The sequence below is a fragment of the Lachnospira hominis (ex Liu et al. 2021) genome, assembly GCF_014287955.1.
In the GTDB taxonomy this organism is placed as follows: Bacteria; Bacillota; Clostridia; order Lachnospirales; family Lachnospiraceae; genus Lachnospira; species Lachnospira hominis.
In genome coordinates this window covers 354,479-367,492 of sequence record NZ_JACOPD010000002.1, presented here as the reverse complement: position 1 = coordinate 367,492, position 13,014 = coordinate 354,479, and the positions used below count along the sequence as shown (strand labels likewise).

The 13,014-nt window shown below is 38.5% G+C and carries 8 protein-coding genes; all 8 read left to right on the top strand.

Going from position 1 to position 13,014, the window contains the following annotated elements; genetic code table 11:
• Positions 1-43: 43 nt before the first annotated feature.
• The 8 genes from H8S01_RS04240 (at position 44) to H8S01_RS04205 (ending at position 12,938) form a co-directional block, all read left to right on the top strand.
• A complete protein-coding gene (locus H8S01_RS04240) occupies positions 44-1,090 on the top strand; it encodes a PTS transporter subunit IIC (RefSeq protein WP_021866410.1) in 1,047 nt (348 codons plus the stop codon).
• A 12-nt stretch (positions 1,091-1,102) separates the two neighbouring features.
• A complete protein-coding gene (locus H8S01_RS04235; RefSeq protein WP_021866411.1) occupies positions 1,103-2,443 on the top strand; it encodes a M18 family aminopeptidase in 1,341 nt (446 codons plus the stop codon).
• Positions 2,440-3,000 carry a nitroreductase family protein gene (locus tag H8S01_RS04230; RefSeq protein ID WP_186836289.1) on the top strand — a complete coding sequence of 187 codons (561 nt, stop codon included), beginning with the start codon at positions 2,440-2,442 and terminating at the stop codon, positions 2,998-3,000. Before H8S01_RS04235 ends, H8S01_RS04230 begins: the two co-directional genes overlap by 4 nt.
• Positions 3,001-3,248: 248 nt before the next feature.
• The gene (locus H8S01_RS04225; protein ID WP_186836288.1) at positions 3,249-3,806 is read left to right on the top strand and encodes a manganese efflux pump MntP family protein; all 558 of its coding nucleotides are present in this window, start codon (positions 3,249-3,251) and stop codon (positions 3,804-3,806) included.
• A gap of 86 nt (positions 3,807-3,892) precedes the next feature.
• Entirely contained in the window at positions 3,893-5,491 is a 1,599-nt protein-coding gene (locus tag H8S01_RS04220; protein ID WP_021866414.1) for an MBL fold metallo-hydrolase RNA specificity domain-containing protein, read from the top strand.
• Between the two features lie 20 nt (positions 5,492-5,511).
• Entirely contained in the window at positions 5,512-6,420 is a 909-nt protein-coding gene (locus tag H8S01_RS04215) for a diacylglycerol/lipid kinase family protein (protein ID WP_186836287.1), read from the top strand.
• Between the two features lie 439 nt (positions 6,421-6,859).
• On the top strand, positions 6,860-11,398 hold the full coding sequence (gene gltB / locus H8S01_RS04210; RefSeq protein ID WP_186836286.1) for a glutamate synthase large subunit: 4,539 nt from the start codon (positions 6,860-6,862) through the stop codon (positions 11,396-11,398).
• A 55-nt stretch (positions 11,399-11,453) separates the two neighbouring features.
• Entirely contained in the window at positions 11,454-12,938 is a 1,485-nt protein-coding gene (locus tag H8S01_RS04205; RefSeq protein WP_186836285.1) for a glutamate synthase subunit beta, read from the top strand.
• The last annotated feature ends 76 nt before the right edge of the window (positions 12,939-13,014 follow it).

Here is a 13,014-nt window from a genome sequence, read left to right as displayed (position 1 = left end):
GGAAGATATTTACAGGTCTGCCGATGGGATATGTGAGGAGAAAATGGAAAAATTAAAGAAAATTTTAAACAGAATATTTATTGACGGTCTTGGCGGAATGGCACTTGGCCTGTTTTCAACATTGATTATTGGAACGATAATCGCACAAATCGGAACGTTTATCGGTGGTGACATAGGAAGCTATATCAATGGTGCTGCCAATGTTGCCAAAACACTTACAGGTGCCGGCATCGGCGTTGGAGTTGCTGTAAAGCTCGGCTCAAGTCCTCTTGTTACGATTGCAGCAGCTGTTTCCGGCATGATAGGAGCATTTCCGACAGTAAATTCAATGTCTGCATTTGCACTCGGAAAGCCAGGCGAGCCACTTGGTGCATTTGTTGCGGCATATGTTGCAATTGAAATCGGAAGACTTGTATCGGGAAAAACAAAAGTTGATATTATTGTGACACCATTTGCGTGCATAGCATCGGGAGCAGCAGTTGGATATGTAATCGGACCGCCGATATCAGCATTTATGATGTGGCTTGGCAATCTTGTTAATATTAATGTCGAACAGCATCCGGTAATTGGCGGAATACTTATATCGGTTCTTATGGGAATGATTCTTACTCTTCCTATAAGTTCAGCAGCAATAGGTGTTTCCATGGGAATAACAGGTGTTGCCGCCGGAGCGGCGACGGTTGGATGCTGTTGTCAGATGGTTGGATTTGCGGTTGCAAGTTACAGGGAAAATAAAATGGGTGGTCTTATTGCACAGGGAATCGGAACATCAATGCTTCAGGTTCCTAATATTGTAAAAAAACCGCTTATCTGGATACCGCCAATCGTGTCAAGTGCGATACTTGGACCTGTATCAAGTGCAATTCTTAGAATGACAAGCACTCCGACAGGTTCTGGTATGGGTTCAGCCGGATTTGTGGGACAGATTATGGCATGGCAGTCAATGACACAGACAATGTCAGTTCCTGTTGTTGCAATAGAAATCATACTTATGCATTTTGTCCTTCCTGCACTTATAACACTTGCTGTTTCAGAGTGGATGAGAAAGATGAAATGGATAAAAGACGGAGATATGCTTTTAAGGTTGTAAAGGAAAATATATATGAAGATAACGAAAGAGCAGTCATTTGAAGAAAATAGAAAATTTCTTGGATTTATAAAAGAATGTCCAACATCATACCAGACAGTAAATACATTGAAGAAAATATTTGATGAAGCAGGTTTTGTCCAGAAAGAAGAGTGGGAATACGGCTTCTGGAACAAGGATGATGCATTTGGAAGCCCTGATGGAGAATATAAGGGGTATGTTATAAGAAATGACTCATCAATTATTGCTTTCCGTGTACCGGCATGCAAAAGCCCGAAAGGATTTAAAATTGTATGTTCACACACCGACTCACCGATGTTTAAATTCAAAGATAATGGTGAATACGGAAATAGTGATACATGTTTAAAACTTGATGTGGAAAAATATGGTGGAATGATTACACAGTCATGGTTTGACAGACCTCTTGGTGCTGCCGGAAGAATAGTATGTGACGTTGATGGCATATTGGACAGTATACTTGTCAATATATCTGAGCCGTCTTTTATAATTCCGTCACTGGCAATACACATGACAAGAGGAAATGATGCTTCAAAGACGGGTATATCTGTGCAGAAAGAAATGCAGCCGGTTGCAGCAGACAAAGGTTTATATGAATTGATACGAAAAGAATTTGGAATAAAGCAGAGTGACATTCTAGGAACGGATTTATATCTGTATAATACTCAGGAAGGCTGTATTATGGGTGAGAATGCCTCTTTGATATCAGCACCGAGAATAGATGACCTTCAATGTGTTTACAGCACTATGACAGGCTTTATACAGACCAGATGTCAGGATAAACCGGAGAGAGATGAGTATATAAAAGTATATGCGGCCTTTGATAATGAAGAAGTAGGAAGCCTATCAAGACAGGGGGCGAGCTCTGATTTTCTGCCTGTTGTGTTAAGAGAACTCGCATCAGTTAAAGATATTACAGGAAGCGGATTTAACCGTATGCTTTCAAAAAGTTTTATGCTAAGTGCAGACAATGCACATGCCATGCATCCAAATTATTCTGAAAAAGCGGATGTTATCCATAGACCGGATATGAATGGTGGAGTTGTAATTAAGTATCACGGCGGACAGAAATATACAACAGATGCATGCACAGGTGCATTTGTAAAACAGATTTGTAAGAAAGCAGATATACCATATCAGACATATTATAATAATTCAGATGTTGCCGGAGGTTCCACACTTGGAAATCTTGTAATGTCTAATTTGTCAGTAAAGGCGGCAGATATAGGTATTGCACAGCTTGCAATGCATTCTTCATATGAGACATCAGGAGCATACGATACAATTTATATGAGTGAGTTTGTAAAAGAATTTTATGGAAAGGAAACACAGATATGATAAAGGAACTTGCAAAGAAAAACCGTTCATACAGAAGATTTTATGAAAATAAAAAGATAACAGAAGATGAACTTAAAGAACTTGTCGATACAGGAAGAAATACGCCGTCAGCAGCTAACAGACAGCCGGTAAGATATAAACTTGTATGTGATGAGGTAATGAAGGAAAAAGTATTTGAATGTCTTGGCTGGGCAGGATATTTAAAGGATTGGGCAGGACCTGTTAAAGGGGAAAGACCATCGGCCTACATAATTATGGCTACAGATAAAAATGCAAAAGCGGAATGTGATGAGGGAATTATCGGACAGACAATTCTTCTGGCAGCAGTTGAAAAAGGAATGGGCGGATGTTTTCTTGGCAATGTCAACAGGGCAAAGCTGGCTGGTGTTATTGGTCTTTCGGATGATATGAAGATTGATTACTGCATCGCACTTGGATATCCGAAAGAAGAAGTTGTGCTTGAGGATATTCCGGCTGGAGGAGATATAAAATATTACAGGGATGCGAATCAGGTACACCATGTTCCTAAGATTAAACTTGATGATTTGATATTATAAAAATATCTGAAAATCTACTTGATATATTTTATCATTAATGATATTATTTAAAAACGTAATTAATTCCCTGAGGGAGTAATCGGCATAACATAAGTTGTGTAGTTATATCGACATAATGGTTTAATACCCGGTATTACTGTAAATGATGAGACTCGTGGATAGCTTTTAATACAAAGCTGTCCGGAGTCTCTTTTTTGTTATGCCGGCGGGGAAAATATATAAAAATTACAAAAGAAATGGAGATTAATATGAGTTTAATTGAATTGTTTATTCTGGCAGTTGGTTTGTCAATGGATGCATTTGCTGTTTCAGTCTGTAAGGGGTTGTCACTTGGAAAGATAAAGCCTAAGCATATGTGCATTGCAGGTGCATGGTTTGGTGGTTTTCAGGCACTTATGCCTCTTATGGGTTATTTTCTTGGCAGCTTTTTTGCTGATAAAATAACTAAATATTCGCATTGGATAGCATTTATTCTTCTTGTGATTATCGGTGCTAATATGGTGAGAGAAGCATTTGGCGAAGAAGAAAGATTAGATGCCAATATGAATCCGGCATCAATGTTTCTGCTTGCAATAGCAACAAGTATAGATGCACTTGCGGTAGGTGTTACATTTGCATTTCTTCAGGTTAATATAATATATGCTGTAATATTTATCGGATGTGTCACATTTGTCTGTTCGGCAGCAGGTGTAAAAATTGGAAGTGTTTTCGGTGAAAAATATAAGTCCAAAGCAGAGATATGCGGTGGGATTATACTTATTCTCATAGGCATTAAAATTCTTTTCGACGGATTAGGAATTTTATAGGAATTTTAGTTGAAAATTAGCCTTGTTTATCATAAAATTGTATTATAAATATACGTTAAAAATATAAACTGAAAAGAGGGATAGTTATGAGACTTAATTTTTTAGGTGCTGACCATGAAGTAACAGGAAGCTGTCATTTTCTTCAGGCGTGTGGTGTGAATATACTTGTTGACTGCGGTATGGAGCAGGGGAATGATGTTTATGAGAATCAGGAACTGCCAATCCCGGCATCGGAAGTTGATTATGTATTACTTACACATGCACATATTGACCATTCTGGATTGATTCCGCTTTTGTATACAAATGGATTCAGAGGCAAAGTTTACACAACAAGACCAACTGTGGATTTGTGTGAGATAATGCTTAAAGACAGTGCTCATATTCAGGAATTTGAGGCTGAATGGCGTAACCGTAAAGCAAAACGTTCCAACGGTACGTTGAAAGAATTCGTGCCGCTGTATGATATGGATGCGGCTGTTAATGTTATGAAACAGTTTGTTGGCTGTCCATATTCAGAAAAGATTGATTTATGCGACGGAATTACAATAAGATTTATAGATGCCGGACATCTTCTTGGTTCAGCAAGTATTGAAGTCTGGATTGATGAAGATGGCATTTCAAAGAAAATTGTATTTTCGGGAGATATAGGTAATGTTAATAAGCCTATTATAAAAGACCCGGAATATATAAAAGATGCAGATTACGTTGTTATGGAATCTACATATGGCGACAGAAGCCATGGTGGAACGCCTGATTATGCGGCAGAACTTGTAAAGGTGTTTACGAGAACATTTGAACGTGGAGGTAATGTTGTAATTCCTTCATTTGCAGTCGGAAGAACACAGGAACTTTTATATTTTATACGCGAAATTAAAGAAAAGAAGCTTATTGACAGACCATTTGATGTATATCTTGACAGTCCGCTGGCAATTGAATCTACTAACATATTTGGTAAAAATACACATGAATGTTTTGATGAAGAAGCAATGAAATTTATAGATGCAGGAATCAACCCGCTTGTATTTGAAGGGTTGAAGTTTGCCACAACAAGTGAAGCCTCAAAGATGATTAATTTTGATAATAAGCCAAAAGTAATTATATCTGCATCAGGTATGTGCGAGGCCGGACGTGTAAGGCATCATCTGAAACATAACCTTTGGAGACCGGAGTGTACGATACTTTTTGTGGGATATCAGGCAGTCGGAACAACAGGCCGTGCTATTGTTGAGGGAGCCAAAGAAATTAAGCTTTTTGGTGAACCGATACAGGTAAGTGCTGAGATTGCACAGCTTCCTGGAACAAGCGGACACGCAGACAGGGAAGGTCTGGTAAAGTGGATTAATTCATTTGAAAAGAAGCCACAGAAGGTATTTATAGTTCATGGTGAAGATTCAGTATGTGATAGTTTTGCGGCATTACTTCACGATGCGTACGGATATGATACACTTGCACCTTACACCGGAGCTGTTTATGATCTTGCCGGTAATGTTGAGATTTCACATGGTAATGAACAGAAGAAGTCAAGAAGGACAGTTGTTAAGCGTAATCAGGGCGTATTTGCAAGACTTGTTGCAGCCGGACAGAGACTTATGACTGTTATAACCCACAATGAAGGAGGGGCAAATAAAGATCTTGCAAAATTTGCTGACCAGATAAATGCTTTGTGTGATAAGTGGGATAGATGATAATAAGCACAGGAGAGTTTATGAAGAAGTTATTATTTGTATTTAATCCCAATTCGGGTAAGGCACAATTAAAGAATAAACTTATGCAGATAGTACAGATATTTTCAGAAGGCGGATATGATGTTACGGTATATCCTACAAAAGCTGCCATGGATGGATATAATTATATTATAGAAAATGGCTTGTCACATGATGTCATAGTGTGCAGCGGTGGCGATGGAACGCTTAATGAGACTGTTGGTGCGGTATTGCATCTTGATGAAAGAATTCCTATAGGATATATTCCAAGCGGTACAACTAACGATTTTGCCAGGAGTCTCGGAATTCCCAAAGATATGATTGAAGCAGCTAAGGTTATTGTAAAAGGAAGAACATTCAACTGTGATATAGGAATGGTTGACGGACAGAGAAGTTTTAATTATGTTGCTGCATTCGGGGCTTTTACAGAGGTTTCATATAATACTCCGCAGCAACTGAAAAATGTACTTGGACATCAGGCATATATAATTGAAGCTGCTAAGCAGTTTATGACATTAAAGCCATGCTATGTAAGAGTAAAAAGCGATATAAAGAATGTTGAAGGAAACTTTGTATATGGAATGGTAAGTAATACAAAATCAGTTGGCGGCATGAAGTTTCTTGTAGGTGGTTCTACTGATTTGCAGGATGGTCTGTTTGAAGTGACACTCATACGTGAAATAAAGAATCCTATGGACCTGCAGCAGCTTGTCAATGCTTTTATGACACAGAAGTTTGATGAGACGGATATGGTATGTTCATTTAAGACCAATCATGTTGAATTTGAATCTCCAAATGAAATAGCATGGACTCTTGATGGAGAGTTTGGAGGTTCGCTTAAAAAGACAGTATTTGATGTAATGCCCAAAGCGGTGGATTTCATTGTCAGAGGAAAAAAGAAGAAAAGTTAGATGTGTATAACTTTATAAATTTAAGAAAAAATAGAAATTAGTTTATAATTTTAGGCTGGTTCGCTGAATTTTAAAATAAAATTTTGCGAATCAGCCTTTATTTTTTAGATTCAAACATAATATCGGACAAAAAACAAGCGATTTGCAAAACAAACAGTAAAAAAGATATGAACAATTCAGACACAATTTAATGATTGATACATGTATAATATAAATTATGAAAAATAAAATTTAAATTGATTTCGTGAAAAACTAATAAAATTACATCTAAACTGTAATAAATACTAAGAAAAACAAGTAAAATTACAGATAATATAATAAAATTAAGCGAAATGATAAATAATCAGACAAATATTTAAAAAAAGATATTTACACGCATATAAAAATGGCGTATATTATAGGACAAGAAAAAACCATTGCGAAAGGATGATAACGACTTATGGAAAAACAGAGCAGACAGCCGGGACTGTACAGTCCGAGCTTTGAACATGATAACTGCGGTATCGGTGCCGTTGTAAGCATCAAGGGAATTAAGACACACCAGACAGTTTCAGATGCATTAAGTATTGTTGAGAATCTGGAACACAGAGCCGGAAAAGATGCAGAAGGAAAAACAGGTGATGGTGTTGGTATTCTTCTTCAGATTTCACACAAGTTTTTCAAGAAGGCGGTAAAACCACTTGGAATCCAGATTGGTGAAGAGAGGGAATACGGCGTTGGTATGTTTTTCTTTCCACAGGATGAACTGAAGAGAAATCAGGCTAAAAAAATGTTTGAAATCATTGTTGAAAAAGAAGGTCTTGAATTCTTAGGCTGGAGAGAAGTGCCTACTTATCCTCAGATACTTGGTAAGAAAGCAGTGGATTGTATGCCTTACATTATGCAGGCTTTTGTGAAGAAACCGGCAGATGTGGCTAAGGGAATAGATTTTGACAGAAAACTGTATGTCGCAAGACGTGTTTTTGAACAGACTAATGAAGATACATATGTAGTTTCACTTTCAAGCAGAACTATTGTATACAAGGGTATGTTCCTTGTAGGACAGCTACGTCAGTTCTTTGGTGATTTGGAGGACACAGATTATGAATCAGCAATCGCAATTGTCCATTCAAGATTCTCTACTAATACAAATCCTAGCTGGGAACGTGCTCATCCTAACAGATTTATTGTTCATAATGGTGAAATTAACACAATTAAGGGTAATGCCGACAGAATGCTTTCAAGAGAAGAGACAATGTATTCGGAATATCTTGAATCAGAGATGGCAAAGATTACACCTGTTGTAAATACCAATGGTTCGGATTCAGCTATGCTTGATAACACACTGGAATTCCTTGTTATGAATGGCATGCCGCTTCCTCTTGCTGTAATGATTACAATTCCTGAACCATGGAGCAATAACAAAGCAATGGCACAGGAAAAGAAAGATTTTTATCAGTATTATGCAACTATGATGGAACCATGGGATGGACCTGCATCAATTCTTTTCTCTGATGGTGATATAATGGGTGCGGTTCTTGACCGTAATGGCCTTCGTCCTTCTCGCTATTATGTAACTAATGACGGTTATCTTATTCTTTCTTCAGAAGTCGGAGTCCTTCCGATTGCTGAGAGCAGAATCAAGGTAAAGGACAGATTAAGACCTGGTAAAATGCTTCTTGTTGATACAGTAAAGGGCGAACTTATAGATGATGATGAGTTAAAAGAAAAATATGCAACAAAGCAGCCTTATGGCGAATGGCTTGATAACAACCTTGTACAGCTTCATGATTTAAAGATTCCAAATCAGAAAGTGCCAATGCATACAAAGGAAGAGAGAGCAAGACTCCAGAAAGCATTCGGATATACATATGAAGATTTGAAGACATCTATTCTTCCTATGGCACTTAACGGTTCAGAGTCAATTGGTGCGATGGGTATTGATACACCGCTTGCAGTGCTTTCAAATAAACATCAGCCATTATTTAATTATTTTAAACAGCTTTTTGCACAGGTAACAAATCCGCCTATAGATTCAATCCGTGAAAAAGTTGTAACATCAACAACTGTTTATCTCGGAACAGATGGAAATGTCCTTGAAGAAAAAGCAGAAAACTGTAAACAGTTAAAGATTAATGACCCAATCCTTACAAATACAGACCTTTTGAAGATTAAAAATATGAAGGTTGACGGATTTAAGGTAGAGACAATTCCTATTATTTATTATAAGAATACATCTCTTGAAAAAGCAATTGACCATCTCTTTGTAGAGGTTGACAGAGCACACAGAGAGGGTGCAAATATTATAATTCTTTCTGACCGCGGTGTTGACGAAAATCATGTTGCAATTCCTTCGCTTCTTGCTGTATCTGCACTTCAGCAGTACCTTGTACAGACAAAGAAAAGAACTGCAATGGCTGTTATTCTTGAGAGTGGTGAGCCAAGAGATGTCCATCATTTTGCAACACTGTTAGGATATGGTGCATCAGCAATTAATCCATATCTTGCACAGGAGAGCATTCAGGAATTAATAGACCTTAATATGCTTGATAAAGATTATTATGCTGCTGTAGATGATTATAACAATGCGATACTTGGCGGAATTGTTAAAATTGCTGCAAAGATGGGTATTTCAACAATACAGTCATATCAGGGTGCTAAGATTTTTGAGGCAATAGGTATTGATTCAGATGTTATTAATAAATATTTCAAGGGTACAGTGAGCAGAATTGAAGGTATAAGCCTTAAAGATATCCAGGAGGATGTTGAAACACTTCATTCTAAGGCATTTGACCCATTGGGACTTCCTACTGATACAACACTTGACAGCAATGGTGCACATAAGTTAAGAAGCGGAAAAGAAGAGCATCTTTACAATCCGCAGACAATTCACCTTTTACAGCTTGCAACAAGAACAGGTGATTATAAGATTTTCAAGGAATATACAAAGCTTGTAAATAAAGATACAGGTGCCATGAATCTTCGTGGACTTATGGACATCAGATTTCCTAAGAAAGGAATTAATATTGATGAAGTTGAAAGTGTTGATTCGATTGTAAGAAGATTTAAGACAGGTGCTATGTCTTACGGTTCTATTTCAAAAGAAGCACATGAGACAATGGCAATTGCAATGAATATGCTTCACGGCAAGTCAAATTCAGGCGAGGGCGGTGAAGATGAGGACAGACTTACTGTAGGATCTGACGGATTAAACAGATGTTCAGCAATCAAGCAGGTTGCGTCAGGACGTTTCGGTGTAACATCTAAGTATCTTGTAAGTGCACAGGAAATACAGATTAAGATGGCACAGGGTGCAAAGCCTGGTGAAGGCGGCCATTTACCTGGAAAGAAGGTATATCCATGGATTGCAAAGACACGTCTTTCAACACCGGGTGTATCACTTATTTCACCTCCACCACATCACGATATTTACTCTATCGAGGACTTGGCACAGCTTATATATGATTTAAAAAATGCGAACAAAAATGCACGTATTTCAGTTAAGCTTGTATCAGAGGCAGGTGTTGGTACAGTTGCTTCTGGTGTTGCAAAAGCAGGTGCACAGGTAATTCTTATATCAGGTTATGATGGCGGTACAGGTGCGGCTCCGAGAAGTTCTATCCACAATGCCGGACTTCCATGGGAACTCGGACTTGCAGAGGCACATCAGACACTTACTATGAACGGACTTCGTAATAAGGTAATTATTGAGACAGATGGTAAGCTTATGAGTGGCCGTGATGTTGCGATTGCAGCTATGCTTGGTGCTGAAGAATTTGGTTTTGCAACAGCACCGCTTGTAACAATGGGTTGTGTAATGATGAGAGTATGTAATCTTGATACATGTCCTGTAGGTGTTGCAACACAGAATCCTGAACTTCGTAAGAGATTTACAGGAAAACCTGAATACGTTGTCAACTTTATGAGATTTATAGCAGAAGAACTTCGTGAATACATGGCAAAACTTGGTGTGAAGACAGTTGATGAACTTGTCGGAAGAACAGATTTACTCGAACAGAGAGATGTTCCTGGCAGCGGACGTTCAAAGAATGTTGATCTTTCACAGATTCTTGATAATCCATATATTAAGGAAGCTGCAAAGATTCATTACGATAAGAAAAATGTATATGATTTCCAGCTTGAAAAGACAGTTGATGAGAAAGTTCTCTTGAAGAAATTTGCAACGGCACTTGATGAAAAACAGAAGAGAAGTGTTGAGGTAGATGTAACTAATACAGACCGTGCAGTCGGTACTCTTCTCGGTGCTGAGATTACAAGAAGATTTGGTGAGACACTTGATGAAGATACATTTACAGTAAAATGTAACGGTGCCGGCGGACAGAGCTTTGGTGCATTCATACCTAAGGGACTTACGCTTGAACTTGTCGGCGACAGCAACGATTACTTCGGAAAGGGCCTTTCAGGCGGTAAACTTATTGTATATCCGCCTACAGGATGTGCTTATAAAGAAGATGAAAATATCATCATAGGTAATGTTGCACTTTATGGAGCTACAAGCGGTAAAGCATTTATCAATGGTGTTGCCGGAGAGCGTTTCTGCGTAAGAAATTCAGGTGCTACAGCGGTTGTAGAGGGTTGCGGTGACCATGGATGTGAATACATGACAGGCGGCCGTGTGGTTGTACTTGGCAGAACAGGAAAGAACTTTGCAGCAGGTATGAGCGGCGGTATCGCATACGTTCTTGATGAAGATACAAGCCTTTATAAGAGAATGAATAAACAGCTTGTATCAATTGAACCTGTAACAGATAAGTATGATGTACTTGAATTAAAAGATTTGATTACAGAACATGTTGCATATACAAATTCAAAGAAAGGCAAAGAAGTTCTTGATAATTTTGGTGAATACCTTCCAAAGTTCAAGAGAATCATACCTCACGATTATAAGAAGATGTTAAATACAATAGTCCAGATGGAAGAAAAAGGACTTAGCAGTGAGCAGGCTCAGATAGAAGCATTTTATGCGGCCACAAAGTGATGTGCACAGACGAGGCACACATCACATCGGTTCGTTTGATGGAAAGGAGATACGTATGGGAAAGCCAACAGGATTTTTAGAATATGAGCGAAAAGAAGCAAAAGCTGTTTCGCCAAAAGAGAGAATAAAGAATTTTAATGAGTTTCATACACCACTTTCAGAGGCAGAGCAGAGATGTCAGAGTGCAAGATGCATGGACTGCGGTGTTCCGTTCTGCCAGTCAGGAATGAATATTAAAGGAATGACGTCAGGATGTCCTTTAAACAATCTTATTCCTGAATGGAATGACCTTGTATACACAGGAAACTGGGAGCAGGCATATAACAGGCTTCATAAGACAAGTAATTTCCCTGAATTTACAAGCCGCGTGTGTCCTGCACTCTGTGAGAAAGCATGTACATGTGGTCTTAATGGTGATGCAGTCTGCACGAAAGAAAATGAAATGGCTATTATTGAACATGCCTATGCTAATGGCTGGGCAGGTCCAAAGCCTCCAAAGGTAAGAACCGGTAAAAGAATAGCGGTTGTAGGATCAGGTCCTGCCGGACTTGCAGTTGCAGACCAGCTAAATACGAGAGGACATAATGTTACAGTATTTGAAAGGGCTGACAGAATCGGCGGACTTTTAAGATATGGCATTCCTAATATGAAGCTTGAAAAACATATTATAGACAGAAAACTTGAAGTAATGAAAGCTGAAGGAATTGAGTTCGTAACAGAAGCAAATGTCGGAGAAAAAATCAAGGCAAAAAAGCTTGTTGATGAGTATGATGCAGTTGTACTTGCATGCGGAGCTTCTAATCCAAGAGATATCAATGCTCCGGGAAGGGATGCCAATGGAATTTATTTTGCCGTAGATTTTCTTAAAGCAACTACAAAGAGCCTTCTCGATTCTGATTTGAGCGATGGCAAATTTATATCAGCAAAAGATAAAAATGTTATTGTAATAGGTGGCGGTGATACAGGCAATGACTGTGTCGGAACATGTATAAGACATGGCTGCAAATCAGTTACACAGCTTGAGATGATGCCTAAGGCACCTGATACAAGAAGGGAGAGTAATCCATGGCCACAGTGGCCGCTTGTATGCAAGACTGATTACGGTCAGGAAGAGGCAATAGCGGTATTTGGACATGATCCACGAATTTATACAACAACAGTAAAAGAATTCAAGAAAGATAAAAAAGGAAATCTTGAGAAAGTTGTTGTTATAAGCCTCGAGTCCAAAGTTGACGAGAAAACTGGAAGAAGAATGATGGTTCCTGTAGAGGGAACAGAGAAGGAACTTCCTTGTGAGCTTGTTCTTATTGCCGCAGGATTTCTTGGAACACAGAAATATGTCACAGATGCATTTGGTGTTGAACTTACTGAACGTACAAATATCAAGACAGAAGAAGGAAAGTTTGCAACAAATGCAGCGGGTGTATTTACTGCCGGTGACTGCCATACAGGTCAGTCTCTTGTTGTAAAGGCTATCCGTCAGGGCCGTGATTGTGCAAGAGAGGTAGATAAATATCTGATGGGATATACAAATCTTTAAAAATTAATATAGCAAAACAGATGCTGCCGCTTTGATAAAAAGTGGCGGCATTTTTGGATTAATAATATAAAAATCT

What these genes read in the sequence shown, in the direction of transcription:
- H8S01_RS04225 (WP_186836288.1), top strand. Translation starts at nt 3,249, where the DNA reads ATGAGTTTAATTGAATTGTTTATTCTGGCAGTTGGTTTGTCAATGGAT.
- gltB (WP_186836286.1), top strand. Translation starts at nt 6,860, where the DNA reads ATGGAAAAACAGAGCAGACAGCCGGGACTGTACAGTCCGAGCTTTGAA.
- H8S01_RS04240 (WP_021866410.1), top strand. Translation starts at nt 44, where the DNA reads ATGGAAAAATTAAAGAAAATTTTAAACAGAATATTTATTGACGGTCTT.
- H8S01_RS04220 (WP_021866414.1), top strand. Translation starts at nt 3,893, where the DNA reads ATGAGACTTAATTTTTTAGGTGCTGACCATGAAGTAACAGGAAGCTGT.
- H8S01_RS04215 (WP_186836287.1), top strand. Translation starts at nt 5,512, where the DNA reads ATGAAGAAGTTATTATTTGTATTTAATCCCAATTCGGGTAAGGCACAA.
- H8S01_RS04230 (WP_186836289.1), top strand. Translation starts at nt 2,440, where the DNA reads ATGATAAAGGAACTTGCAAAGAAAAACCGTTCATACAGAAGATTTTAT.
- H8S01_RS04235 (WP_021866411.1), top strand. Translation starts at nt 1,103, where the DNA reads ATGAAGATAACGAAAGAGCAGTCATTTGAAGAAAATAGAAAATTTCTT.
- H8S01_RS04205 (WP_186836285.1), top strand. Translation starts at nt 11,454, where the DNA reads ATGGGAAAGCCAACAGGATTTTTAGAATATGAGCGAAAAGAAGCAAAA.